General features: G+C 66.8%; 21 protein-coding genes and 1 pseudogene. 6 read left to right on the forward strand and 16 right to left on the reverse strand.

What is annotated here, in order from left to right; translation table 11 throughout:
• Window positions 1-32: 32 nt before the first annotated feature.
• Window positions 33-2,141 carry a TonB-dependent receptor family protein gene (locus AC07XB_RS04610; protein WP_492826753.1) on the reverse strand — a complete coding sequence of 703 codons (2,109 nt, stop codon included), beginning with the start codon at window positions 2,139-2,141 and terminating at the stop codon, window positions 33-35.
• Window positions 2,142-2,399: 258 nt separating this feature from the next.
• Window positions 2,400-4,787 carry a 5-methyltetrahydropteroyltriglutamate--homocysteine S-methyltransferase gene (gene metE, locus AC07XB_RS04615; protein ID WP_492826751.1) on the reverse strand — a complete coding sequence of 796 codons (2,388 nt, stop codon included), beginning with the start codon at window positions 4,785-4,787 and terminating at the stop codon, window positions 2,400-2,402.
• A gap of 153 nt (window positions 4,788-4,940) precedes the next feature.
• On the opposite strand from metE, the gene AC07XB_RS04620 reads away from it, so the two are divergent.
• A complete protein-coding gene (locus AC07XB_RS04620) occupies window positions 4,941-5,864 on the forward strand; it encodes a LysR family transcriptional regulator (RefSeq protein ID WP_006156332.1) in 924 nt (307 codons plus the stop codon).
• A 10-nt stretch (window positions 5,865-5,874) separates the two neighbouring features.
• Here AC07XB_RS04620 and AC07XB_RS04625 read toward each other — a convergent pair whose 3' ends face one another.
• Complete coding sequence (locus tag AC07XB_RS04625) at window positions 5,875-6,804, reverse strand: diacylglycerol kinase catalytic domain-containing protein (protein WP_150984653.1); 930 nt, start codon at window positions 6,802-6,804, stop codon at window positions 5,875-5,877.
• Between the two features lie 80 nt (window positions 6,805-6,884).
• Entirely contained in the window at window positions 6,885-7,916 is a 1,032-nt protein-coding gene (locus AC07XB_RS04630) for an SPFH domain-containing protein (RefSeq protein WP_492826749.1), read from the reverse strand.
• A gap of 227 nt (window positions 7,917-8,143) precedes the next feature.
• Between AC07XB_RS04630 and AC07XB_RS04635 the strand changes: the two genes are divergently transcribed.
• Entirely contained in the window at window positions 8,144-8,857 is a 714-nt protein-coding gene (locus AC07XB_RS04635) for an NUDIX hydrolase (RefSeq protein ID WP_492826747.1), read from the forward strand.
• A gap of 53 nt (window positions 8,858-8,910) precedes the next feature.
• Here the strand turns inward: AC07XB_RS04635 and AC07XB_RS04640 are convergent, their stop codons facing one another.
• Window positions 8,911-9,231, reverse strand: a complete 321-nt coding sequence (locus tag AC07XB_RS04640) for a hypothetical protein (RefSeq protein ID WP_416052705.1) — start codon at window positions 9,229-9,231, stop codon at window positions 8,911-8,913.
• Window positions 9,232-9,403: 172 nt separating this feature from the next.
• On the opposite strand from AC07XB_RS04640, the gene AC07XB_RS04645 reads away from it, so the two are divergent.
• Window positions 9,404-9,874, forward strand: a complete 471-nt coding sequence (locus AC07XB_RS04645; protein ID WP_045240794.1) for an Lrp/AsnC family transcriptional regulator — start codon at window positions 9,404-9,406, stop codon at window positions 9,872-9,874.
• 16 nt (window positions 9,875-9,890) lie between these two features.
• On the opposite strand, the gene bluB is transcribed toward AC07XB_RS04645, so the two are convergent.
• The 7 genes and pseudogenes from bluB to AC07XB_RS04680 form a co-directional block, all read right to left on the reverse strand.
• The gene (gene bluB, locus AC07XB_RS04650; RefSeq protein WP_492371180.1) at window positions 9,891-10,568 is read right to left on the reverse strand and encodes a 5,6-dimethylbenzimidazole synthase; all 678 of its coding nucleotides are present in this window, start codon (window positions 10,566-10,568) and stop codon (window positions 9,891-9,893) included.
• Between the two features lie 121 nt (window positions 10,569-10,689).
• Window positions 10,690-11,109 (reverse strand): annotated as a pseudogene (locus AC07XB_RS04655) (type II toxin-antitoxin system VapC family toxin).
• On the reverse strand, window positions 11,106-11,351 hold the full coding sequence (locus tag AC07XB_RS04660; RefSeq protein ID WP_492371182.1) for a FitA-like ribbon-helix-helix domain-containing protein: 246 nt from the start codon (window positions 11,349-11,351) through the stop codon (window positions 11,106-11,108). The pseudogene AC07XB_RS04655 and the gene AC07XB_RS04660 overlap by 4 nt, the downstream one beginning before the upstream one ends.
• 57 nt (window positions 11,352-11,408) lie before the next feature.
• Window positions 11,409-12,626, reverse strand: coding sequence for a cystathionine beta-lyase (metC, locus tag AC07XB_RS04665; protein ID WP_492826745.1), 1,218 nt, complete (start codon window positions 12,624-12,626; stop codon window positions 11,409-11,411).
• A 105-nt stretch (window positions 12,627-12,731) separates the two neighbouring features.
• Window positions 12,732-13,739 (reverse strand): Bug family tripartite tricarboxylate transporter substrate binding protein, encoded by a 1,008-nt coding sequence (locus tag AC07XB_RS04670; protein ID WP_492371184.1) that lies wholly within the window; start codon window positions 13,737-13,739, stop codon window positions 12,732-12,734.
• Between the two features lie 285 nt (window positions 13,740-14,024).
• Window positions 14,025-15,665, reverse strand: a complete 1,641-nt coding sequence (locus tag AC07XB_RS04675) for a rhodanese-like domain-containing protein (RefSeq protein ID WP_492826743.1) — start codon at window positions 15,663-15,665, stop codon at window positions 14,025-14,027.
• A gap of 145 nt (window positions 15,666-15,810) precedes the next feature.
• The gene (locus tag AC07XB_RS04680) at window positions 15,811-16,398 is read right to left on the reverse strand and encodes a cysteine dioxygenase family protein (RefSeq protein ID WP_492826741.1); all 588 of its coding nucleotides are present in this window, start codon (window positions 16,396-16,398) and stop codon (window positions 15,811-15,813) included.
• 137 nt (window positions 16,399-16,535) lie between these two features.
• Here AC07XB_RS04680 and AC07XB_RS04685 point away from each other — a divergent pair, with 137 nt between their 5' ends.
• Window positions 16,536-17,402 (forward strand): LysR substrate-binding domain-containing protein, encoded by an 867-nt coding sequence (locus AC07XB_RS04685; RefSeq protein ID WP_492826739.1) that lies wholly within the window; start codon window positions 16,536-16,538, stop codon window positions 17,400-17,402.
• Between the two features lie 50 nt (window positions 17,403-17,452).
• Here AC07XB_RS04685 and AC07XB_RS04690 read toward each other — a convergent pair whose 3' ends face one another.
• Window positions 17,453-19,009, reverse strand: a complete 1,557-nt coding sequence (locus AC07XB_RS04690; protein WP_492371274.1) for a methyl-accepting chemotaxis protein — start codon at window positions 19,007-19,009, stop codon at window positions 17,453-17,455.
• A gap of 245 nt (window positions 19,010-19,254) precedes the next feature.
• Between AC07XB_RS04690 and AC07XB_RS04695 the strand changes: the two genes are divergently transcribed.
• Both AC07XB_RS04695 and AC07XB_RS04700 read left to right on the forward strand, forming a co-directional pair.
• The gene (locus AC07XB_RS04695; RefSeq protein ID WP_492371188.1) at window positions 19,255-20,796 is read left to right on the forward strand and encodes a methyl-accepting chemotaxis protein; all 1,542 of its coding nucleotides are present in this window, start codon (window positions 19,255-19,257) and stop codon (window positions 20,794-20,796) included.
• 264 nt (window positions 20,797-21,060) lie between these two features.
• Complete coding sequence (locus tag AC07XB_RS04700) at window positions 21,061-24,054, forward strand: transglycosylase domain-containing protein (protein ID WP_492826737.1); 2,994 nt, start codon at window positions 21,061-21,063, stop codon at window positions 24,052-24,054.
• 23 nt (window positions 24,055-24,077) lie between these two features.
• Here AC07XB_RS04700 and AC07XB_RS04705 read toward each other — a convergent pair whose 3' ends face one another.
• The 3 genes from AC07XB_RS04705 to AC07XB_RS04715 all read right to left on the reverse strand — a co-directional run bounded on the left by AC07XB_RS04705 (window position 24,078) and on the right by AC07XB_RS04715 (window position 25,836).
• On the reverse strand, window positions 24,078-24,257 hold the full coding sequence (locus AC07XB_RS04705; RefSeq protein WP_492371190.1) for a hypothetical protein: 180 nt from the start codon (window positions 24,255-24,257) through the stop codon (window positions 24,078-24,080).
• A gap of 123 nt (window positions 24,258-24,380) precedes the next feature.
• The gene (locus AC07XB_RS04710; protein ID WP_492371191.1) at window positions 24,381-25,523 is read right to left on the reverse strand and encodes a DUF1275 domain-containing transporter; all 1,143 of its coding nucleotides are present in this window, start codon (window positions 25,521-25,523) and stop codon (window positions 24,381-24,383) included.
• Window positions 25,524-25,548: 25 nt separating this feature from the next.
• Window positions 25,549-25,836, reverse strand: a complete 288-nt coding sequence (locus AC07XB_RS04715) for an HPr family phosphocarrier protein (RefSeq protein ID WP_494752787.1) — start codon at window positions 25,834-25,836, stop codon at window positions 25,549-25,551.
• Between the last annotated feature and the right edge of the window lie 8 nt (window positions 25,837-25,844).

Below are 25,844 nucleotides of genomic sequence, written 5' to 3' on the forward strand. Positions count from 1 at the left end.
GAGGCGGGTTTTTTTCATGACAAGGCGCAGGCTCAGAACTTGTATTTGACGCCGGCATAGAGCGCGCGGCCTGAACCGGGATAGAACACCGCGGTGTTGGCTGTCCGCGCATCGGCCACGGTGCTGAAGTCGCTCACATAGCGCTTGTTGCCGAGATTGCGCGCATCCAGGAACACCGTCACGCCGCGCTGGAATTCGTAGCTGGCCTGCAGGCCAAACAGCACGTAGCCAGGCGTACGCAGCGTGTTGGCGTAGTCGACATAGGCGCCGCCCGGCACCCAGTCGATGGTGCCGGCAACGCGCAGCCCGGCCGCGCGGCTGTAGGCAACGGTAGTGCGCAGCACGTGCTCGGGTATGCCGGCGATGCGGTTGTTGCCGTACTGCGGATCATTGTCGAAGCGGAAGTCGCTGTAGTTCCACAGTTGCGACAGCGTGAGCTTGTCGCCGGAGCCGAACAGGTTCTGCAGCACGTCGCCGCTGACGCCGAGCTCCACGCCTTGCAGCGTGGTGCGGTTGGCGTTGAAGGTAGCGGCCGGGATGTTCGGGTTGGTGGTGTATTGCAGCAACTGGTCGCGCACCAGCGAGCGATAGGCCGTCACGTCCCAGGAGAACCGCTCGCGCGTGCCCCGCGTGCCCAGCTCAAGCGTCCAGCCGCGCTGCGCGCTTAGTGGCACAAAGCGGGTGGTGGTGGCCATGGTCTGGCTCAGGTCGGTAAAGTCGGGTACGTCCGCGCTGCGCGTGATGTCGGCAAATGCCTGCACGTCAGGCACCGGCTCCCACAGCACGCCGAATTTCGGGTTCACGCCGCTGTAGGTGGCGCTATCGGACTTGGCCGTGGGATTGGCCGGCAGGCCACCGTAGTCCTGATAGCGGCGGACATTGCGGTAGGCCTTGGCACCGGCCATTAGCGCGATGGTGGGGGTCACGTAAAGGCGGTCTTCGAGATAGGCCTCGTAGTTGTACGCATCCTGCGCGGCGTTAAGCGTCTGCGCGCCGCGGTTGCCGGCGTTGTTGACGTACTGGCGCGCATCGTTGTTGCCGCCGAAGAAGCGCGCGCCGACGATGAGCTGGTTGCGCAGGCCGCCGATGGTCTGGGTGCCGGTGTAGCGCGGCGCGAAGCCATAGGTCCAGTAGTCCTGGTCGATGACCTGGAAGATCGGGTGGTACAGGCTCTTGTGGATGACCCAGGTGCTGAAATCGAGCTGTCCGCTGTCGAGCTTGACGGTGGTGACGTTGGCCACGCGCTCGGTGCGCGTGTTGCGCGCCTGGTCGCCGGACAGCGCGGCTGGCGCGGCCTTCTTCGGATTGTTCAGCGCATCGGTGAGCGACAGCGCGCCGGGCAACTGCTGGTCGACGATATAGGCGCCCAGGTAAAAACGGGTTTCCACCGCCGGGCTGAACCGATAGCCGAAGTTGGCGTTGAACTGCTCGTACTGGCCGCGCTCGTGCGCACGGAATCCGTCTGAGTGGTTGACGCTCAGGTTGGCGAGAAAGTCGAAGGCGCCGATCTGGCGCGAGACCTGGCCGCTGGCGCGCGCCGTGCCGAAGCTGCCGCCATCGACGCGCACCTGGTTGGGCGCATCGGCGGTGAGCGCGGTGGGCGTGGTGAAGTTGATTGCACCGCCCAGCGTGGTGGTGCCGTAGGCCAGCCCGTTGCCGCCCTTGTAGATCTCCGCCGCGCTCAGGCCGAGCGGGTCGATCTGGTAGTAGTCGCCGCTGCCGTCGGCAAAGTTGGTGGGCACGCCATCTTGCAGGAGATCCAGGCCACGCGCGTGATAGCCGCGCGCAACGCCCGAGCCGCGGATCGACAGGCGCAGTTCCTGGCCGTAGCGCTCCTGCACGTACACGCCGGGTGCATCCTTGAGCACGTCGCGCAGATTGCTGGCGTAGGTGTCGCTGTAGGACACGGCGTCGACAAAGCCGACCGAGCCGGCCGTCTGATCCAGTGCCTGTTGTTGCTGCTGCACGTTCGGCGCGGTGAGCGAGCCCGGGGCCTTGGCCGTGACGGTCGCCGCAGGTAACGTGACAACTGCATCGGGTGTGGCGGGCGCGCTGGCCTGTGCGAGCGCGGCGGTGGTGAATGTGGTGAAGGCGGCGGCGGGCAGGGCGGCGCGCTGCTTCCAGTGTCTGGCTCGTTTCATGATTTCCCTTGTGGCGCCAAGCCTGCTTTGGGCCGCGCCTTTTAACCGTGCTTGGATAGCCGCGTACGATACGGAGGGAAGCCTGGTGTGCGCTATGTGACACAGTGCCGCAACGTGCGCCCGGGGCAGTCTGTCCGTCGCGGTGCGGCGTTTTGCCGCTTTGCGTGCAAGAGAAAGTAAGACGGCCAACGGGCCGGCATGCGAGGCATGCCGGCCCGTTGGCTTGGTAGGACTTGATCGGACCCGACTGGGCGCGGATCAGGCTGCCTGGTTAGCGCAATCGACGCAACCCGCTGCGTGCGCGGCGCCCTGGTGTGCCGCGTGCCCGCCCAGCCCGGTGCGGCGGGTGGCGCGCTGCCACTTGGTCGCGCTGTCCTTGCCGATCTGCTCGCGCAGGCTGCGCGCGGCGGCGACCATATTGGCCAGCGCGGCTTCGGTTTCGGGCCAGGCGCGCGTCTTCAGTCCGCAGTCCGGATTGACCCACAGCCGTTGCGGCGGAATCACCTCGCAGGCGCGCTCCAGCAGGTGCGTGATGGCTTCCACGCTAGGCACGCGCGGCGAGTGGATGTCGTATACGCCCGGTCCGATCTCGTTGGGGTAGTCGAACTCGCCGAAGCCTTCGAGCAGCTCCATGGCGGAGCGCGAGGTTTCGATGGTGATCACGTCGGCGTCCAGCGCGGCAATGGCGGGCAGGATGTCGTTGAACTCGGCGTAGCACATGTGGGTGTGGATCTGCGTTTGATCCGCCACCGAGGCGGCCGAGATCTTGAACGCATGCACGGCCCAGTCCAGGTACGCGGCCCAGTCGCCCTTGCGCAGCGGCAAGCCTTCGCGCAGCGCGGGCTCGTCGATCTGGATGATGCGGATGCCGGCTTGTTCCAGGTCCGAGACCTCGTCGCGGATCGCCAGCGCGAGTTGCAGCGTGGTGGTGGCGCGCGGCTGGTCGTCGCGCACGAAGGACCATTGCAGCATGGTGACGGGGCCGGTGAGCATGCCCTTCATCGGACGCTCGGTGAGCGATTGCGCATAGCGCGTGGTTTCCACCGTCATCGGCTCGGGGCGATACACATCGCCGTAGATCACCGGCGGCTTGACGCAGCGCGAGCCATAGCTTTGCACCCAGCCGTTTTCGGTGAAGGTGTAGCCGCACAGCTGCTCGCCGAAATACTCGACCATGTCGTTGCGCTCGGCTTCACCATGCACCAGCACGTCCAGGCCGAGCGCTTCTTGCTTGCGCACGGCGGTCTCGATTTCACCGCGGATGCGCTGCAGGTATTCCAGCGCGCCGATCTCGCCGCGGCGGTAGGCGGCACGGGTCTGGCGGATTGCCGGCGTTTGCGGGAAGGAGCCGATGGTGGTGGTCGGCAGTGCCGGCAGCTGCAGCGCGGCGCGCTGGCGTTCGATGCGGGTCTGGAACGGGCTCTTGCGCTGGGCCATGGCAGCGGTGACTGCCGCGACGCGTGCCTGCACCTGCTGATTGACCACGCGGCGCGAGCTGCGGCGCGAGGCCAGCGCGGCATCGGCTGCGGCCAGCTCGGGGGCGACCGCTGCCTCGCCTTCGTTCAGGGCGCGGGCCAGCACGCTGACCTCGGCCAGCTTCTCGGTGGCGAAGGCCAGCCAGGTCTTGATTTCCGCATCGAGCTTGCGCTCGGCCTCTAGCGAGACCGGCACGTGCAGCAGCGAGCAAGACGGCGCGACCCACAGGCGCTCGCCCAGTTCGGCATGCAGCGGTGCCAGCGCGGCCAGCGCGCGGCGCAGGTCGGTGCGCCAGATGTTGCGGCCGTCGATGACGCCGGCGGACAGCACCGCGCCGGCCGGCAGCACCTTGCGCCAGGCGTCGAGCTGCTGCGGTGCGCGCACCAGGTCGATGTGGAAGCCTTGCACCGGCAGGGCGGCGGCGCGTGCGGCGTGGTCGGCGGCGCTGTCGAAGTAGGTGGCCAGCAGCAGCTTGGCGCCGGACTTGGCCAGTTCGGCATAGGCGCCGTCATAGGCATCGAGCCATGCCGGCTCCAGGTCCAGGCACAGTGCGGGCTCGTCGATCTGTACCCATTCGATGCCGCGTTCGCGCAGGCGGGCCAGGATGCGGCCATAGGCGGCCACCAGGCTGGGCAGCAGGCTCAGGCGGTCGAAACCGTCCACGTGGGTCTTGGACAGCCACAGGTAGGTGACCGGCCCGATCAGCACCGGCTTGGCCTTGAGGCCCAGCGCCAGCGCTTCTTCCACTTCGTCGAAGAACCAGTCCACGCCGCCGTCGAAACGGGTGTCGGGGCCGAGTTCCGGGACCAGGTAGTGATAGTTGGTATCGAACCACTTGGTCATTTCCATGGCCGGCTGGCCTTTGTTGCCACGGGCCAGCTCAAAATACTGGGCCAGGCTCAGCTGCTTCGGGTCGAAGCCGAAACGCGCGGGCAGGGCGCCGAGCAAGGCGCTCAGGCCCAGCACCTGGTCGTAGTAGGCGAAGTCGCCCACCGCCACGCTGTCCAGCCCGGCTTGCGCCTGCGACTGCCAGTGGCGCTGGCGCAGGCCGGCTGCTACCTGGCGCAGGCTGGCCTCGTCCGTTTCGCCGCGCCAGAACGCCTCCTGGGCGAATTTCAGTTCGCGCTGGGCGCCGATGCGCGGAAATCCAGCGATATGAGTGCGTGCCATGCAGTGCTCCGTATTGGGATATTGGGAATGTGACGATGGCGCACAGTGTGGAATCCAGCGTAAAATGAATCAAGCGATAAGATTTAATCAACGTATGAATCAATTTCATATCTTGCCATCCAGGCGCCATTCCTTACATTCCAGGAGCAAGCCGTGATCGAAGTCAGGCACCTGCGCTCGCTGGTAGCGATTGCCGAATCCGGCAAGCTCGCCACGGCCGCCGAGCGCGTGCACGTCAGCCAATCGGCGCTGTCCCATCAGATCAAAGGCATCGAGGCACACTACGGCCTGCCGCTGTTCGACCGCACCCGCCAGGGCCTGCGTTTCACGCCGGCCGGCGACCGGCTGCTGGCGCTGGCGCGCGAGACGCTGGCGGCCATCAGCACGGCCGAGCGTGACCTGGCCCGGCTCAAGGGCGACACGCGCGGCGAGTTGCGCATCGTGCTGGAGTGCCATACCTGCTTTGACTGGCTGATGCCCGTGATGGACGAATTCCGCCGGCGCTGGCCGGAGGTAGAGGTGGACCTGGTGGCGGGCTTCCACGCCGATCCCCTGGCGCTGTTGGCCGAGGGCCGCACGGACATGGTGATCGGCTCGATGCCGCCGGCCAAGCGCGGCCTGGCGGTGGCGCCGCTGTTCCGCTTCGAGATCCTCGCGGTGATCGCCAACGAGCACCGGCTGCGCAACAAGCGCCGGATCGAGGCGGCCGACCTGGACGGCGAAACGCTGATCACCTACCCGGTGCCGGAGCAGCGCATCGACCTGATCCGCGAAGTGCTGGAGCCCGCCGGCATCAAGCTGCAGCGGCGCACGGCGGAGCTGACGGTGGCCGTGCTGCAGCTGGTGGCCAGCCGCCGCGGCGTGGCAGCGCTGCCCAACTGGGGCGTGAAGAACTACGTCGACCACGATTACGTGCTGGCCAAGCGCATCGGCGCCAAGGGTTTGTGGAGCGAGCTCTATGCCACCACGCCGGCGCCGCTTGCGCAGCGCCCTTATGTGCGCGACTTTGTCTCCATCGTGCGCGATACCTGCGCGGCCGAGCTGGATGGGATCGAACTGCTGCCGGAGGGCGAATAAGGGGGCGGCCCTACTGCACGAGCTGCCCGCTACGCTCGGCCACGCCAATGCGGGCCTCGGTGCCCGCGTTGAATTGCAGGAAATCCGCTTCGATACCGTCGCTGAAGATCACGCCGGTTTCCGGCATCAGCGAGCGCAGCACGATCTGCTCGCCGCGCGGCACGTTGCCGTAGACCAGCGTGGCCTGGCTGGCGCGGCTCGGAAAGGGCTCACGCACCGCAAACACCAGCCGGTCGGTATCCCATGGCAAGGGTTGATACGCGGCTTCGGCGCCACCGTCTGGCTGCGCAATGGCGCGCGCGCCGGTGACGATGCTCTTGAGCCAGGCAGTGGACCCAAGTCCCGTGGAGACAATGACGCCGCTCGACGACTGCACCTCGCTGCGCGCGCCGAGCTGGATCTCGTAGCGCGCCGAGGTGTGGCTGCGCGGCCCGATAAAGAAGTCGTTGACCGCGTACAGTACCTGCTGGTCCGATAGTTCGGCACGCGCCATGGTGACCGGGCGCGCGGGGCGGCGGTCCTGCATGGCTTCGGCCAGCACGCGCGCCAGGTCGCCCACCTTGAATGGCAGCAGCACACCGTCGTGGCGCGCCGGATCCGGGTTCACGCCGATTAGCGGCTGGCCGTTCAGGTATTTCATGGTGTTGGCAACCAGGCCGTCCTGGCCCAGCGCCACCACGATGTCTTCCGGGCCGAACAGGAAGTTGGGCAGGAACTGGCGGTCCACCACCTGCCGGCGCAGGTAGCGCGACAGCACGGCTGCCACCTGTTCGCGCGCGGCAAGATAGGTGTCGTGCTCACGCTGGTAATCGGTAATGTCCGCGCCCAGGTGTTCGAGGTAGAAGCGTGCCTGCGCCAGCGAGTGGTAGCGCGCCAGCAGCTCTTCCAGCCGTGTCTTGCGCGTCACCAGCACTACCTTGCGATCGGCGGTTGCGCTCATTGTTCTGGCTCCTTTTTCATTTAACTGCTTAATCCCGCTTGAAGCGTCTTAAAGCGTCTTGAAGCTGCGCGGATCTTCGGTTATTTTGCGCGGCCGCTGCTCTGTGGTGCCAGCAGCGACTGAAGCAGTTCCGGCGACATATTCAGCTGCCCGATCTTCTCGGCCTTGTCGGCAATCCCGCCGAAGGCCTGCGCGATCAACTGGCCCGGCGCCATGCCCGATGCGGCCAGCGCCTGCACGATGCGCGCGTCGGCGCCCTGCAGGGCCTGCATCACGGCGCCCAGACGGTGTGCCTCGGCCTCGGCGGTGGTGCGCGTGTTGTCGGCCTCCAGGCCCACGAACTCCTTGCGGCGTGCCTCCAGCGTGATCTGTGCCTCCATGGTGCTGGCCTCCAGTTCCGCCTGTTTCTTCTGCACCGCGGCTTTGGCTTCCATCTGGGTTTCTCGGATCGTGCGCTGCTTGAGTTCCACCGCGACTTCGGTGTCGAGCTCGCTTTCCTTGATGGCGCGTTCGTTTTCCACTGCCGCGTTGCGGCGCGCGTAGATGGCGTCGTCGGCCGCCTTCAGGATCTGTTCGCGGACCTCGGCTTCGAGCGCCCGCGCGGTTTCGGCGCGCGGCTTGACGGCCACCATCGAGAACGACAGGATTTCCAGGCCAAGGGCCAGCACGTCTGGATGCGCCTTGAGCGCGCCTTCGACCTGGCAGGCCATGCGGTCGGACGCCTGCAGCGCGGAGCGCAGCGTTTCGGCGCTCACGGCCTGCTGCACCAGTACCTCCACCACGCCCTCCACGCGGGTGCGCAGGTTCTGCGGATCCTCGGAGATGTAGTTGCGGCCGTCCGGCTTGAGCGCGAAATTGAGCATGGCGGCCGTCTTGCGCGGCTCGGTGATGCGGTAGGAGAGGTTGCCTTGCACGGTGACGGACTGGAAGTCGGTCGTGATCAGCTCGAAGATATACGGCAGGATCTGGCTGCCCACGGGTACCGCAACGAGGGATGTGGTGGGCGCGTAGTAGTAGAACGACTGGCCGCTGCCTTCGCGGATGATCTTGCCGCTCTTCATCTGCATCAGATAGGTGGTGGGATCTGCCTTGATGAATCGGATGCCGAACATGGTGGTCCTTTCCGGTGGTGGTGTTGGATTCGCCCGCGCCGGGCGCCTGGCATTAAGTGTGTCTGTGCCACTAATATAAGTGTGGCTGAGACACTTGTCAATCTATAATGCTGCGTGAATCGCTTCAATCGCTTCAATCGCTTCAATCGCTTCAATCGCTTCAATCGCTTGAGCCGCTTGAGCCGCTTGAGCCGCTTGAACCGCCTCCTTCCAGGAACGCCCGCCCGATGACGAAACCCACCACTGCCGCATTCCCGCGCCCGCTGACCACCGTCGACGTGGTCATCCTGACGATCCGTGCGGGGGCGCTGCAGGTCCTGCTCGTGCAGCGGCCGCAACAGTCCGGCGAGCCATTTCCTGGCCAATGGGCCTTGCCGGGCGGCTTTGTCGATACCGAACGCGACCAGGATCTGCAGGGCTGCGCGTTGCGCAAGCTGGCGGAGAAGACCGGGGTCAATAGTCCCTACCTGGAACAGGTAGGTAGTTGGGGCAGTGCCACGCGCGATCCGCGCGGATGGTCCACCACCCATGTCTACGTTGCCTTGCTGGCGGATGACACGCTGGCTCTGCAGAAGGGCGGCAACGCCGCCGACTTGCGCTGGGCGCCGGTGGAGGGCGATGGCGTGGGGATGGCGCTGGCCTTTGATCACGCCACGCTGCTGAGCGCCGCGCTCGGGCGCGTGCGGGGCAAGACCGAGTACACGTCGCTGCCCGCGCATTTGCTGCCGGCCGCGTTCACGTTAGGCGAACTGCAGCATGTCTACGAGATCGTGCTGGGCCGCCCTCTCGAAAAAAAGGCTTTCCGCACCCGCATGCTCGCGGCGGACTTGCTGGAAGACCTGGGCGCGCAAAAGGAGACCGGGCGCCGCCCGGCCTCCTTGTACCGCTTGCGCGAGCAGGCCGGCCTGGTCTACTTCACGCGCAGCTTCGAGCAGCGCTGAATCAGGTGGGCGCGGTGCCGGGCTGCGTACCGGGACCCGTTCTTTGGCAACGGCTAGGCCAATGCTAGTGAAGGTTCCACCTCGTCACGCCGCGCCTCGACGTGCGCCGGCGCCTCGGCAGCACGTTTGCCCGGCGCCGCGATCTCGAAGACCTCCAGCACGTCCACACCGTTTTCCAGGCGCCTGACGAACAGGTCCAGCCGGTCCGCATCGTCCGCACCGACCGACAGCGTGAGCTGGTAGGGCGCGGCTGCTTGCCCGAAGCACAGGTCGATCAGGTGCAGGCCGGTGCGGCGGGCGTTGGCCAGCGTCCATTCGACGGCGCCGAAGAGGTCAGTGCGGTCCAGCCGCAGGGCGAGGTTCAAGGTTGACATGGTATCGGCGGCAGTTTTAGTGGGGTTTGTGGCCGGGAAGGCATGCGACAAATTTACCAGCGCCACCCCAGAATGGGTTTCTTTATTGCCTCCTGTTTTGATTAATTTGAAGATGAATTATCTATGAGTGGTAGAGTTGATGGTGATTCCTTCCTTATCGTAGGCAGAAGACATGGCAACCTCCCCAAAACTGGACGAAACCGACCGCCGCATCCTGCGCGCGCTGCGGCGCGACGGCAGGCTCTCCAACCTCAAGCTGGCCGAGCAGGTTGGCTTGTCGCCCACGCCGTGTTGGAACCGCGTGCGCGCTTTGGAAGAAAGCGGTGTGATCGAGGGCTATGCGGCCCTGCTGAACCAGAAGGCGCTCGGCCTGCCCGACACAGTGCTGATCGAGGTCACGCTGGACCGGCACGACGACGACATGCTGGATCGCTTCGGCGAAGCGCTGGCCGAATTGCCGGAAGTGATGGAGGCGTACCTGCTCACCGGCGAATATGATTACCTGATCAAGGTAGCGGTGGCGGGCACGGAAGGGTATGAGGAATTCCTGCGCCACAAGCTCTACAAGCTGCCGGGCTTGCGGCACAGCCATTCCACTTTCGTGCTGCGCTGCATGAAGCGGGAGCCGTCAGTGGCGCCTTGAGTGGCCAGATGGGGCTTCAGGCGTCCGGCCGGTCCCAGGTGTCCGTGGACATCAGGTCCGCGAGCGGGCGGCCCTGGCGCCAGCCTTCCAGCTCCAGCATCGGCGCGGGGTAGAAGGCCTGCACGGGGCCGAGGCAGAGAATGGCGATAGGCTGGCCACCCGGGGGCAACCGCAACAGCGCCGCCAGCGCGTCGGGCGCGAACATCGAGACCCAGCCCAGCCCGAGGTTCTCCACGCGCGCCGCCAGCCAGAGGTTTTCAATGGCGCAGGCCGCCGAGCACAGCGCCATCTCGCGCGGCATGGTGCGCCGGCCAAACACGGTGCCGTCATCCGGTGCCATCGCCACCACCAACAGCTCGGCGCACTCGCGCACGCCTTCCACCTTCAGCCGCAGGAATTCGCCATCGCGCTCGCCCAGTGCCACGGCGGTCTTTTGCCGTTCGGCCTCGACCAGCGCGGCGATCTCTTCCCGCAAGGCGGCATCGGCGACGCGGATAAAGCGCCACGGCTGCATCAGCCCCACCGAGGGCGCACTGTGCGCGGCCCGCAGCAGGCGCATCAGGACAGCCTCATCGACCGACGCGCCCGCAATGAAATGCCGCATGTCGCGCCGCGACGCGATGAGACGGTAGAAGCTCTCCTGTTCCTCGGGCGAGAAAACGGCGGAGTAGCTTTCGGTCAGGGGTGCAGGCATCGCGGGGCGCAAGGGCAAAAGCCGGCATTGTATGCCTGTGCGAAGCGGCGGATCGCAAGGTGGGCTTGCGAGGGCCACGGTCAGGACGTAGCGTTGAGTCTTTGCGCTGACACGCTTGATGTTACTCGAGCCAAGGATTCACCAAGCTCAGGCCTATTCCTTCGAAGTCCTTGCCGTTGCGAGTGGCAAGCACGGCGCCGTGGTGACGGCAAATAGCTGCAATCTGCGCATCTGCCATGCTGACGGGCCGTCCAGATCGCTCCCGCTGAGCTACGACTGCGGCGTAATGGGGGGCGGTATGTTCGTCGAATGGAAGCACCATGCCCGCGAATTCGTCTGCGATCATTTGGAGTGCCGCTTACTGGACCCCGCTTTTCCTGCGCCCTTCGGGCAAACGGGCAATGCCATATAGAAGTTCAGCAACAGTCACCGCCGTAATCGCGTATTCATGTTGTGAGTGCAGGTCGAGCCAACGTATTACCGCTGGCTCAGGCTGGCCTCGCATGAATTCGGATAGCACATTGGTATCAAGTACGATCATTCGGGTAAATCCGCGGCTCGCGGTTGGTCGTCGCGCGGGGGAAGCTCGAGCCCTGGATCGGACAGGCTTGCGAAGCGCTGGCGCAGTCGACTTCCAAATGCGCCGGGGCCAGGGGGTTTGTTCAGCGCACGCCGCAGAATGGCGCGAACTTCCTCTTCCATCGAGTGGCCGTGCTGCGCGGCCTCCATGCGCAAACGTGCCTTGAGTTCCTCATCAAGATTCCGGATGGTCAATGTCGCCATGTCAATCTCCTGTGCTAGCAATGCATGCAATGCTAGCAAAGGGCGCAGATTGGTTCACTACGCCATATCCAGGCGCGCCTCCAACGCCTGCCCGGCAACCCGGCCGGCGCCAATCACCTCGAACCCCCGCGCCAGATCCACCAGCAGGTCGTCCACATCCTCCAGCCCGATATGCAGCCGGATCACCTGGCCGCGCTTGGACCAGTCGGTGACGCTGCGCGCGCCGCGCATGTCGGCGATCACGGCGAGGCTTTCGAAGCCTCCCCAGGAGGCGCCGATGCCGAACAGTGCAAGGCTGTCGATAAAGCGTTCGGCGGCGTCCGGTGCTGCTGCGCGCAGCGAGAACGACAGCAGGCCGTTGGTGCCGCGGCAATCGCGCTGCCATAGTGCGTGGCCGGGGTCACCGGGTAGGGCGGGGCAAAAGACCTCCGCCACTTCGGGACGGGTGCGCAGCCAGCGTGCGACCGCCAGCGCGCTGCGCTCGTGCTGGGACAGGCGCGCGCCGAGGGAGCGCATGCCGCGCTGGACCAGGTAGGCGTCGTCCGGGCTGACGCTGATGCCGAAGGCGTCGGCCACTGCGGCGAGTGCCGGCCAGGCGGCTTCCAGGGTGCAGACGGTGCCCATCATCACGTCCGAATGCCCGGACAGGTATTTGGTCGCGGCCATCAGGGAGATATCGGCGCCCAGCGCAAGGGGCTGGTACAGCAGGCCGGAGCCCCAGGTGTTGTCAGCCGCCACCAGCGCGCCGTGCCGGTGGGCGATGTCGGCGATGGCCGGCAGGTCGCACATTTCATAGGCCAGCGATCCGGGCGCCTCCACGTACACCAGCCGGGTTTCGCGCCGCAGCCTGGCTTGCAGGTCGTGGCCATCGGCCGCGTAGAAGCTGGCGGCGATGCCGTGCTGCGCCAGGAAACCTTCGGCCAGCTTGCGCACCGGCTCGTACACGCAATCGGGCAGCAGCACGTGCTGGCCGGGGCGCAGGTAGGCCAGCAGCGTCATCGCAGCGGCTGCCAGCCCGCTGGGAAACAGGCGCGTGCGGTAGCCGCCTTCCAGCTCGGTGACCATGTCTTCGAGCGCAAATGCCGTGGGATTGCCGCGCGCGCCGTAGGTAAACAGGCGTTCGCTGCCGCGCCGCGAGCGCATCTCGCGCATCTGTGCCACCGAGTCGAACAACACGGTGCTGGCGCGCACCACGGGCGGGTTGACGGGCTGTCCGCCATCCACGGCGCTGGCGCGGCCGGCGTGCGCGAGGTGGGTAAGGATGCTGGGCTTCATGGCTTGGCCTGGTGGGGTGCCGCGCCAGGGTGGCGCGGCTGGTATGACAACTTGTGGTGGCAGGCAGCAGCAAGAGCCATGCCGCCTGCACCGGCTGCGCCCGGATCAGTCCACGCGGGCGCCGGAAAGCTTGACGATCTGCGACCAGCGCGCGATGTCGCCCTTGAGCTGTGCGGCGAATGCCTCCGGCTTGCTGCCCACCACGTCGCTGCCGCCTTCGTTGATCAGCTTCACCACCTCTGGCATCTGCAGTACCTGCAGGATGGCGCGGTTCAGGTAGGCCACGCGCTCGGGCGAGGTGCCGGCGGGGGCGAATACGCCGTACCAGTCCTCGAAACGGGCATTGCGGTAGCCCAGCTCCTCCAGCGTCGGCACCTTGGCGAACACGCCCAGGCGGCGCGGGCTGGTGACCGCCAGCGCGCGCATGCGGCCGGCCTGGATAAAGCCCGCCACCGAGGAGGTCGAGGTGATCAGCACGTTCACCTGCCCGCCCAGCAGGTCATTGATGGCCGGGCCGGCGCCTTTGTAGGGCACGTGCTGCAAGGCGATGCCGCCATCCTTGTCCAGCACCACGCCGACCAGGTGCGAGAGCGTGCCGTTGCCGGGCGTGGCAAAGGTGATCTTTTGCGGCTGGGCCTTGGCCTGCGTGGCCAGTTCGGCAAATGTCTGCCACGGCGCGTTGGCTGCCACCACGATGGCCAGCGGCGCGGCATTGATTTGCGTGACCGGCATGAAGTTCTTGATCGGGTCGAAGCCAGGCGCGCTGTACAGCGTCGGGTTCACGGCCATGACCGACACCTGCGAAGTCAGCAGGGTGTAGCCGTCCGGCTTGGCCTCGGCGACGAAGCGCGTGCCGATATTGCCGCCGGCGCCGCCGCGGTTGTCGGTGACGGCGGTCTGCCCCAGCACTTCGCCGAGCCGCGTGGTGACGATGCGCGTGACGGCATCGTTGCCGCCGCCGGCAGGAAACGGCGAGACGAAGCGCAGCGGCTGCGAGGGAAAGCCGCCGACCGGCGCCATCGGCTGTGCGCTGGCGGGGGCGCCGGCCATGGCGAGGGTGACGGTGGCGACGGTGGCAAAGGTGCTGGTCAGGACTTGCTTGATGCGTGACATGAAAAACCCCTGTGTATGTAGAGAGATGTCAGAGCGAAGGGCGGCTGGGCAGGCTTCTTTGGCCCCGCTGGCCGCTGTGGCGTACCGGCTGTTGCCTCTTGCCCCTGTGTCCCCGGAGTGCCGGGGCGTCCCCTTGGCGCTGCACCGTCGAGCCGGATGGGAATCAATGCCTTGCGACTCGCCTTGCCAGCCATGCGTACCGTTGCCCGCCGCGAGAGGCGTGAGGTGGCTGCGTGACGGGCTCGGTCGCTGATGGCGGGTCATGTTGAAAGGACGCTGTGCGGATCAGGCGAAGCGGAAAGTGGCCAGTTCCTGGGCGTCGAGCTGGCCGATCAGGTTGGTTTCCCAGGCCAGGTAGCGGCGAGCGGCCTCCTTGTTGCCGTCGTGACGGTCGTGGACGAAGAACAGGAAATCGATGCAGCGCGCGTCGGGCAGGCTGCTTGCTGCATCGCCATCCCCGGCATCGCTTGCCAGCGCATGGCCTGCCGCCTGCCAGGCGCCTGTGCCACCGGCGAGCAGCCTGATGTCGCTGTAGCCCAGTGCGGCCAGTTCGCCGGCGGCCAGCGTGGCCACACCCGGTTGATCGTCATCGCCGATGAGCGCGATCGGCGTGTCGCGCGGCACACCAGCGAGGTCGCGGGCAAACACCGGGCGGATCGACCAGCGGCTGCCCGGCACGTGCCCGGCGCGATACGCCATGCTGGCGCGCACGTCGAGCGCCAGCAGCTGCCGCCCGGCCAGGCCCGCCGCCAGCGAGCTGGCATCGATGCCCGGCAAGGCACGGGAGGGCGCCACGGGGCCGGCGGGCGCGGCGAGGCCACCGGCAAGCGCAGCCGCAAGCCCGCCTTCGAGCACCACGGCGTCATGGCCCATCTGGCGCAGCCAGCTCGCCACCACCGTGGCGCGCACGCCATCGGCATCGATCAGCACGAGGCGCGCGCGGCGCACACCCACGTATTGGTCGGTAGCCTGCATCAACTGGCCGCCCGGCGCGTTCTGGGCGCCGGGCACTGAGCCGGCGCCGTATTCCTCCGGCGTGCGCACGTCGCACAGGAAAGTGGTACGCGAGCGGTCGTTCAGCCACACGCCCGCTTCGGCGGCATCGATGCGCGGCACCGCAAAGCGCACCGCCATTGTCTGCGCCGCGGCCTGGGCGGCATCCAGCCCGGCAGGCGCGGCGCTGTCGGGATAGCGCCGGGTGCCGCCGTGCTCCAGCTTGTAGTCGTTCAGGTACCAGCCCTGAGTGCCGTTTTCCAGCGCGAACACGGGGTTGGGCACGCCGAAGTTGATCAGGGTTTGCGCGCCGATAATGCTGCGCGTGCGGCCTGCGCAGTTGATCACGATGGGCGTGGCCGGATCCGGCACCAGGTCGCGCAGCCGGTAAGCCAGCTCGCCGTTGGGGCAGCAGATGGCACCGGGAATATTCATCTTGCGGAATTCCGAGACGGGCCGGCCATCAAGCACCACCGGAGCAGGCTCGCCTGCCTGCATGGCCGCCAGCTCCGCGGCCGAGACGCGCGGCGTGCCGTAATGGTGCTCGGCCAGCTCGCCGAAGGTCTTGGAGGGCACGTTGACGCCAGCGAACAAGGCGTAGCCGGCGGCCTGCCAGCCCGGCACGCCGCCGTCCAGCACGAACAGGCGGGTGTAGCCGAGGATGGACAGGGCCTGCGCGGCGCGCGCCGCCACGCCGTCGGCGTTGTCCGCCAGCACGATGCGCGCCGCGGTGTTGGGGGCCAGGCGGCCGATATCCAGTTCCAGCCGGCTAAAGGGGAGCGGCACTGCGTAGAACGGATGGCCTTCGCCATACTGGCCATGCTCGCGGATATCGAACAGGGCGATCTCGTCCTGGTCGTGCAGCCAGGCCTTGAGGGTGACCGGGTCGACCTGGGTGTAGCGGGTGTCGGGCGTGTTCAGGATGGCGGGCATGCGTTTGTTCAGGCAATAAGGGGGCCAGGCCTCCTGGCCGCACGCGGGCGGGAGGCAACTGGAAATGCGTTGGATATGGGCTTCGGCTGAAGCCGGGAGGTGGGTGTTGTCGGGGGTGGTTAGCGCCGCACCTCCAGGGTGCCGCTTAGCGGCGCGTCTTGACGCCCACGCTCATGGCCTGGCAGCGGCCAGTCTCGAGGTCGTAGGCAGTGCGCCCGGTCAGGGTTTCCAGCGCGCGGCCGTACATGTGCAGGTGGCGGATCACGGATTCGCCGCGGATCTCCACCGAGTGGATGTCGTCAGGCAGCAGCGCGATGCCCGACCCCGGGCCCACTTCCACCGTGTGCGAGTGCTTCAGCGTGCCGACGCCCGGTTCGCTGCCATCGTCGGTGCGCAGGTAGACGTCGTTGTACTCGGTGCCCACCACGCCGGCCACGCAGGCCCAGGTGGTGTGGTCGTGCGGGGGAATGCGCTTGCCGGGGCGCATCACGTTGAGGTACAGCGCGAAGGTCTGGTCGGGATCTTCTGCGATCAGGTAGCGGGCCTGGCGTTCGCCTTCCTCCGGTGGGGCGAATTCGCTCTGCGCCCACAGGTACGGCTTGGCCGCGAGCTGCTCCACCTGGCCCAGCACGCTGGCCAGCGATTCCCGGGTGACGCCACCGCTAGCTACGATTTCCTTGATGGATTGAATTGTGTCCCCGACGGCGGCCTGGCGTTGTTGTGCGATCGACATGTCTCTAGAATCCTTGCTGAGTCTTAATGGTTCTTCGTTTGCGGGGTGGTACATCACCTTGCATGGTTTCACTGTAATGAAGGCTGGCACCTGAAACCACTTAATCACTCATGAAAATACTTAAGCAAGTCTAATGAATGCGTAATCTCGATCTGGACCTGTTGCGCACCTTGGTGGCCATTGCCGATCACGGCACCTTTGCCGCCGCGGCGCAGCGGCTGCACCGCACCCAGTCCGCCGTCACCCAGCAGATGCAGCGGCTGGAGGAGCAGGTGGCGCTGGCGCTGTTCGAGCGGCAGGGGCGTGGCAAGCAGCTCACGCGGCACGGCAACAAGCTGGTGGAATACGCGCGGCAATTGCTGAACCTGAACGACGAGGCGCTGCGCGTGCTGCGCGAGGGCGACCTGACAGGCTCGTTGCGGATCGGGGCGCCGCACGATGTGGCCGACACGATCCTGCCGCCGCTGCTGTCGCATATCGCGCGAGCGTCGCCCGCCCTGCGGCTGGAGATCCATGTGGGGCGCAGCCCCTTCCTGATGGAATCGTTGCGGCGGGGGGAGATCGACCTGACCGTTTCCACCCGGGAAGACACCAGCCTGGACGGCCTGGTCTTGCGCACCTCACCCACGATCTGGGTTTGCGCGGCGGATTTCGCCTATGAGAGCGGCAGCACGGTGCCGCTGATCCTGGCTGACGAGCCCAGCCTGTTTCGCAAGCTGGCGCTGGATGCACTGAAGGAGGCTGGCGTGCCCTGGCGCGCGGCGTATTTCGCGCCGAGCCTGATCGGCATCAAGGCGGCGATCCGCGCCGGGCTGGGGATCACGGCGCGCAGCATCGACCTGCTGGGCGCCGACATGCGGGTGCTGGGCGACAAGGACGGGCTGCCGCGCTTGCCCGATGTGACGTACTACTTGTGGGCGCGGCCCAATGCGGCCAACCCGGTGGCGCGGCAGGTGTTTTCCATGCTCAAGACCACCTTGCAGCGCGGCATCACGGCCGTGTGAAGGTGGCTTGAGGTTGGCTTGAGCTTGGCCTTGGGGGGCGCCGCGGTCCCTCAGGCTGCGGGCGCGAGCCGGAAGGCACCTACCGCCTCGGCAAGCTGGCGCGCCTGCGCTTCCAGCGATCCGGCCGCGGCGGCTGCCTGCTCAACCAGCGCCGCGTTCTGCTGGGTGACGGCTTCCATCTGCGTCACCGCCTGGCTGACCTGCACGATGCCGGCACTTTGTTCCAGCGACGCCGACGAGATGTCTTCCATGATCCGCGCCAGGCGGCCCACGGCATCCACGGTCTCGCTCATGGTCTGGCCGGCCTGGGCGACGAGCGCGTTGCCGGCGCCCACCTTGCTGGCCGAGTCGTCGATCAGCGACTTGATCTCCCGTGCCGCGTTGGCGCTGCGCTGCGCCAGCGCGCGCACCTCGCCCGCCACCACGGCAAAGCCGCGGCCCGCCTCGCCCGCGCGCGCCGCTTCCACGGCGGCGTTGAGCGCCAGGATATTGGTCTGGAAGGCAATGCCGTCGATCACGCCGATGATGTCGGCGATCCGTTGCGAACTGCTGCTGATGTCGCCCATGGTCTGCACCACGCCGCGCACGTCGTCGCCGCCGCGCGTAGCCAGCCGCGCCGCTTCGGCGGCCAGCGCGCTGGCCTGGCGCGCGCTTTCCGTGTTGTTGCTCACCGTGGAGGTGAGTTCTTCCATGCTGGCGGCGGTTTGCTCGAGCGACGCGGATTGCTGTTCGGTGCGCGAGGACAGGTCGGTATTACCGGCGGCGATCTCGCGTGCGCCGATGTTGACCGAGTCCGAACTGGATCGTACCTGGCTGACAGTGCGCGTTAGCGCCACCTGCATGCGCGCCACGGCGGCGAGCACGCGGCCCACCTCGTTGTTGCCGGCGGCCGCGGCGGGATGGCTCAGGTCGCCCTGCGCCACACGGTCGAGGTGCTCGGCGGCCGTGGCCAGAGGTGCCACGATGGCCGCGCGCAGTCCGAGGTGCACCGCCACGATCAGGCCCAGCGCGGCGGTGATGCCAACCACCACGAGCCGCACCACCCACTGGTAGCGCGCGCTGCTGGTCTCGGTTTCCTGCCGCGCCAACTGGCTCGCTTGCTCCTGGAAGCGCTCGACGCCCACCGAATACTCGGCCCCGGAGGCGGTGATGTCGCGGTCGTTGATCGCCGCGTAGGCGGCGGGGTCTCCCGCGCGCAAGGCGGCCAGGGCTCGCTCGACCGTGCCGGCATGCCGGCGAGCGGCATCCGCGACCTGTCGGCGCTGGGCATCGTCCTGGCCTTCCTGCGCGGGCGCGGCCTCAAAGCGCTGCAACGCCTCGGCTGAGTGCTTGAGCGATTTGCCGGCGGCATCGAGCGCGCTGGCGTTGACTTCAGTGCTGCCCTCGCGGGCCGAAGCGTAGGCGCGCGCGAGCGCCGAGCGCGCACGGGTCATGTCCTTGTACGCATCGTTGAGCAGCAGGGCGCTGGCGGAGAGTTGCTCCACGCGCCCGGTCGCCTGGTCCGCGGCGCGCAGCGCGAGCACGCCAACGCCCGCGCCGAACACGATCATGCAGGCAAAGGTCACCAGGACTGCCAGCAAGGCAGTGCGCACGCTCAGGTTTTTCATCATCGTCTGGAACAGGGGTTTGAGATCACTGGGCTAACGGACGGCTTTGGCCGGACTTGACCGAAGCCGGCGCGCGGACGCATGAAAGTTTGCGCAAAATCAATCGCGGTGTCTGAATTCGCCCTTCAGGTGCCGTCTTGCGCACAACCGATGGCGCGGCCTCAAGTTGTTGTTGCACCTCACCGATAGACAGGTTTTCCGCCCAGCGCGCCATTTCAGCCTTTCACTATCCGGGCCTCTTTCACATGCTTGCCAGCCTTACCATCCGCGCCCGCCTCATTGCCACCGTCTCCCTGCTGTTCCTGCTTGCGCTTGGTGTGGGCGTGGCCGGCTTGCTTGGCTTGCGCGCCGCCAACGACGCCCATGAGTCTACTTACTCGAACCAGCTTGCCTCTGCCCTGGCGCTGGGCGAGGCGGACCTGAGCCTCACCCGGGCGCGTACCGCGCTGGACCGCGCCATGCTATACCCGGACAGCCCGGAAGCCCCGGGCCTGCTGGAGCGCACCGAAGAGCTCACGCGGCGCTCTGACGAGGCCTGGAAGCGTTTCATGGCCCTGCCGCGCGACAGCGAGGAAGACCAGCTCGCGGTGGCCGTGTCGGCCAAGCGGGAGGCCGCCAACCGCGAAGGCATCGCCGCCATCATCGCCGCGCTGCGCGCCAAGGACCGCGCGCTGGCCGACCAGATCATGGATGGCAAGCTGTCCCGGCTGTTTCGGGACGCCAACGACAGCAGCCTGAAGCTGAGCCAGTTCCAGCTCAAGATGGCGGCAGGTAATTTCGAGGCGTCGCAGGTGGCGTACCGGGTTTTCCGCCATGGCGTGATTGCCGCGATCGTGCTGGCACTGCTGGTCGCGGCCGCCTGCGCGGTGTTCCTGCTGCGTGCCATCGTTGGGCCGCTGGAGCAGGCGCTGACACAATTCGACCGCATCGCGGCCGGCGATCTGAGCCACCCGGTGCAGGTCACCCGCCGCGATGAAATGGGCCGCTTGCTGGAGGGCCTCGCGCGCATGCAGGCCAGCCTTGCGCTGACCGTGGGGCGGGTGCGCCGGGGCTCGGATGCGATCACGTCGGCCACCCGGCAGATCGCCGCAGGCAACTCGGATTTGTCCAGCCGAACGGAAGCGCAGGCTGCCTCGCTTGAGGAAACCGCCTCTAGCATGGAGCAGATGACCTCCACCGTGCGCCAGAACGCAGACAACGCGCGCCAGGCCAGCCAGCTTGCTGTCAGCGCGGTCGAGGTGGCTAGCCAGGGCGGCGCGGTGGTGGGCGATGTGCTGGCCACCATGGGCGATATCAGCACGGCGGCCAGGACGGTCGCGGAGATCATCGGCGTGGTCGACGGCATCGCCTTCCAGACCAATATCCTGGCGCTCAACGCCGCCGTGGAAGCTGCCCGCGCCGGCGAGCAGGGGCGCGGGTTCGCGGTGGTTGCGGGCGAAGTGCGCGGCTTGGCCCAGCGCAGCGCCGGGGCGGCCCGCGAGATCAAGTCCATGATCGAGACGTCGCTGGCGCATGTGGCTTTGGGCAGTGGCCAGGCCGGGCGCGCGGCCAGCACCATGGAGGAGGTGGTTGCGGCGATCCGCCGGGTGACCGACATCATGAGCGAGATTGCGGCGGCTTCAGTCGAGCAGAGCAGCGGCATCGAGCAGGTCAATCAGGCGGTGGCGTCGATGGACCAGTCCACCCAGCAGAACGCGGCGCTGGTCGAGGAGGCTGCTGCTGCCGCCGCGTCGCTGGAGGACCAGGCGCGCCAGCTTAACCAGGCTATCGCGGCGTTCCGCGTATAGGCGGACCAGGAGCGCTGGGAGCGCCGGGAGCGGCGGCGCGTGGCAGGAAATGGCGGGAAGACAGCAGGAAACGCCGGGATGGCGCACGCGCACTTTGTGCGTTAGGCCCCATTGGACTAGGGTATACGTTGTGACGAGAGTGGTGGAATAGTGCCATCGTTGCCAGCAGGCGCCCGGCATAGGCCGACGCGCCTGGAAAAGCCCCGGTTTCCTCGCAAATGGACCTGAATCGTGCGTCGACGTGTCTGGCCCAGGCTCCTGGTATTGGCTCTGCTCGTAGGGGGCGGTTACCTCCTTTGCGCCGTCGTTGCCGAGGAACTTGCCACCTCGCGGTTGCAGGCGCGCTACTTTGCCGGGCGGGCGAAAGACGTCGCCTTCGCGGTAAAGGACGGCCCGAGCGAACGCATCCGCTTTCCGGACGACGGCCCCTATGACCTGCGCTTCGGCTATAGCCGGATGCCGCAGTTCACCGAATTGCTGGAAGCGCGGGGCTTTCGGCGCGAACGCCAGGCGCAGTGGTCCGACCGCATGCTGGAACTGACGGACTCCGGCCTGTTCGCGCCCTATCACGAGAAAACCCAGGCCGGCCTGGACCTGCTTGACTGCAATGACCTGCCATTTGGCGCCAGGCGCACACCGCCTCGTACCTACGCCAGCTTCGAGGACATTCCGGCCCTGCTCGTGAACGCGCTGCTCTTCATCGAGAACCGCGATCTGCTCGATCCCGAATTTCCCACGCGCAATCCCGCGCTGGACGTGCGGCGCTTCACGCGTGCCGCATTGGATCAGGGCGTGCATTTCTTCAACGATAAGCACGACGCCGCTGGCGGCAGCACGCTCGCTACCCAGATCGAGAAATACCGGCATTCGCGCGCCGGCCGCACTGGTTCGCCCAAGGAAAAGCTGCGCCAGATGGCCAGCGCATCGATGCGCGCCTACCTGGACGGCCCGAACACCGTGGCCGCCAGGGAGCGCATCCTGCTGGATTACCTCAACACCGTGCCACTCTCGGCCCGGGCCGGCCTGGGCGAGGTCAACGGACTGGGCGATGGCCTGTGGGCCTGGTACGGGCAGGACTTCGACGAGGCCAACCGCTTGCTGGCGAATGCCGCCGGGCCGGGACCCGGCGCGGGACAGGGCGAGGGCGAACTCGGCCAGCGGCAGGCGCGGGTGTTCAAGCAAGCGCTCTCGCTGATCATTGCGCAGCGCGGGCCATCGCATTTCCTGCGGCGCGATACAGCCACGCTGGTAGAACTGACCGACAGCTATATCCGCTTGCTCTCGGCCGCCGGCGCCATTCCGCCCTGGCTGCGCGACGCTTCGCTGGCCCAGTCCTTGACGCTGGGCGCCCCGGCGCTGGACCGGCCGGAGGTGTCATTTATCTCGCGCAAGGCCATCAGCGGGGTGCGCACCGATTTGCTGCGCTATCTTGACCTTGGCAGCAGCTACGAGCTGGACCGGCTCGACCTGACTGCCCACAGCACCATCAATACGGGCCTGCAACGGGTGGTCACCGAGGCGCTGCTGCGGGCGGGCACGCGTGACGGCGCGCATGGTTTCGGGATGTACGGCCACAACCTGCTGCGCGAGGGCGACGACCCGGGCAAGCTGGCGATCAGCTTCACGCTCTACGAGAAGGTCGACGGCGCCAACCTGCTGCGCGTGCAAGCCGACAACCTGGACCTGCCGTTCGACCTGAACCGCGGCGCGCGGCTGAACCTGGGCTCCACCGCCAAGCTGCGCACGCTGGTGACCTATCTGGAAATCCTCTCCGAGCTCCACGAGAAATATGCCGGCATGTCCACCGCCGAGCTGCGCGAAATCAAGCCGGCCAAGCTGGATGCGCTGACCCAGTGGGTACTGAGCTACCTGCTCGCCGCACCCGACAAGAGCCGCCGCGCCATGCTGGAAGCCGCCATGCTGCGCCGCTATTCCGGCAGCGCGGGAGAGGCCTTCTTTACCGGGGGCGGGCTGCAGACATTCACCAACTTCGAGCGCTGGGAAAACATGAAGATCATGACCGTGCGCGAAGCGTTCGAGCACTCGGTGAACCTGGTCTTTATCCGCCTGATGCGCGATATCGTGCGCTACGAAACCTATCGCTTGCATCCCGATGCCGACGACTGGCTGAACAATCCGGCCGCGCCGCAACGCCGCGCCTACCTGGTGCGCTTTGCCGACAAGGAGGGCAGCGACTACCTGCGTGCCTTCTACGGGAAGTATCGCGGCATGAGCCAGCAGGAAGCGGCCAGGCGCGTGCTCCAGAACCGCCACTTCTCGCCGGTGGGGCTGGCGGTGACGCTGCGCAGCATCGATCCCGACATCGATCCGGCGCAGTTCAACAAGGTCATGCTCGCCACCCTGCCCAAGGCGGGGCTGACCGATGAGAAGCTGGCCAAGCTGTACAGCAAATACGGACCGACCAGTTTTTCGCTGAATGACCGGGGCTACCTGGCGCGCGTGCATCCGCTTGAGCTATGGCTGCTCAATTACCTGCGCCAGCGCCCCGATGCCAGCCTGGATGAAGCCTTGCGCGACAGCACCGAGCAACGCCAGGAGGTGTATGCGTGGCTGTTCAAGACCCGCCATCCCGGCGGCCAGACGCGCCGCATCCGCAGCCAGCTGGAGCGCCAGGCCTTTGTTGAGATTGCACGCCGGTGGCAGCGCCTGGGCTATCCGTTCAGCGCGATCACGGCGTCCTATGCCTCGGCGATCGGCGCGGCGGGGGACCGGCCGGCTGCGTTGGCCGAGCTGGTCGGCATCGTGCAGGGCAATGGCGTGCGCCAGCAGGCCACGGCGCTGCGCAGCCTGGAATTTGCGGCGGGCACGCCGTACGCGACTGACTTTGGCTTGGGGCAGAAGGGCACGCGCTTGCTGAGCGAGGATATCACCGAGGTGGTGCGTGCCGCGCTGATCGGCGTGGTGGATTCGGGCACGGCGGGCATGCTGAAGTCGGCGCTGGTTGGCAGCGGCATCGTGGCGGGCGGCAAGACCGGCACGGGCGATCATCGCTACGAAGTCTACGGGCCAGGCGGCAGGCTGATTTCCTCACGCGTGGTCAGCCGCTCGGCCACCTTCGTGTTTTTCCTTGGCGACCGTTACTTCGGCAACGTCACGGCGTACGTGCAAGAGCCCTATGCCGCGCGCTATGCCTTCACCAGCGCGCTGTCCGTGCAGTTGCTCAAATCGCTGGCGCCAACCATCCTGCCACTGGTGCGCGACGGCGGCGTGCGTTCACCGCTGGCATGCAAGCACTGAGCGGCAGCGCTGCCGGGGCGAGTCTAATCCCAGCTATGTCGTCGGGCGCAGTACTCGTCTTCGGAGGTGCGGGCGTGCCGTTCGTACTCGGCAATGACCTGCAAGGTGGCGGACTGGAGCAGGGAGCCTGCGGTGAGCAGGGCCGCGAGATCGCGCAGGCCCTGCAGGCAGGTCACGGTGGGGGGTAAGGCTTGGTCCTGCATGATGCGTTGCTGGCTCGGTGATGGGCGGGATGTGCCTCCCGACAATTCGATTGTAGGTAGCACCGGCCGTGCCAAATGCAAACCAATGTGTCCGCGCGTACCTTCAGGGCCTGGAATCGCAAATCAGTTGCTTCGGAGCCACGGAACATAGCGCGCGAGCAGCGCAGCCATCACAAGCGTGCCCCCAATCCACAGCACGATGATGACCGCGGCCGCCACGCGGCTGCTTGGGCGTTGCCCGGCCGCAACGGCGGCGGCCCGGTGCTCGCGCATGAGGTCCGGCGGGATCATCCGGATGGCCAGCATGACCCCGAGCGGCACCAGCACGACATCGTCCAGGTAGCCGAGCACCGGGATGAAGTCGGGGATCAGGTCGATGGGCGACAGCGCGTAGCCCGCCACCAGCAGGGCCACGGCTTTTGCGTACCACGGGGTGCGCGGGTCGCGCGCGGCCAGCCACAGGGCATGGACATCGCGCAATACCTCGCGCGCCCATTTGCGCCCGTAGGCGGTCAGCCGCGCGCCATGGGCCCGCACATCGTCCACCACCGGCACGAACGCCAGCACCAGCAGCAACGCCGCCAGCGCCAGCGTGGCGCTGAATCCCAGATGCTTGAAGCCCAGCGCGCCGACGACGCCGCCGAAGAAGAACAGCGCCACCAGCATGGCCAGCATGCGCAGCCGGGACCGGTTGGCCAGCACCGGCGGCCTGGCCTCGTCGGATTTGGCGAGGTTCCAGTAGAACAGCTTGCCAAGCTCGATGCCAATATCGGTCACCATCCCGGTGATATGGGTAGTGCGGATCTCGGCGTGGGAAATCTTGGTGATCATGGCGTTTTGCAGGCCCATGATGAAGCACAGCACCATCACCGTGGCGGGTATGAACAGCCATTGGTGATTGCCAAGGTTGCCGCCGAGCAAGCCAAAGCACAGCAACAAGAAGGCCTCCAGCATCAGCGGCAGGGCATATTCGCTGTTCAGGTGCTCGCGCCGTGCCCAGTTGATGAGCACGGCGGAAGTGGCCGCGCCCGCCAGGAAGGACAGCAGCGCGCCAAGTCCCTCCAGGATCAGCCCGACCTGCCCCAGCGCCAGGTGGTCCGCCATGGCCGAGACGATGCCCGTCATGTGGGAGGTGTACTGCTGCACGGCAAGGAAGCCGCCGGCGTTGGTGGCGCCGGCCACAAAGCTGAGATAGCCGGCAAGCTGCCGGTTGGCGTGCGGGCTGCGTACCCGTCCGGTGAGGTTGCGCAGGTAGGTGATGGGCATGGTCGCTGACTGCCGGGCCGGCCGCTTAGTCGGTCAGCAAGGCGCAGATGACGCGCAGCGCCACCGACTCGTCCGGGCCGCTGGCCTGGATGTGCAAACGCAGGCCGGCGCGCGCCGACAAGCGCATGACCTCGGACACATTCTTGGCGTCCGCCGCGCAGTCGTTGCTGCTTAGCTGGATGTTGCACTCGAACTGGCTGGCCGTGGCGGTCAGCCGTGTGGCCCTGCGGCCCTGCAGGCCGTGAGGACTGGACATCTCAATAGTTGCTTCTACCACATCACCCTCGGTAAAACCGCTATGCAGCGTGGACACCGGGCAAG

The sequence above is a fragment of the Cupriavidus sp. GW821-FHT02F09 genome, assembly GCF_059421605.1.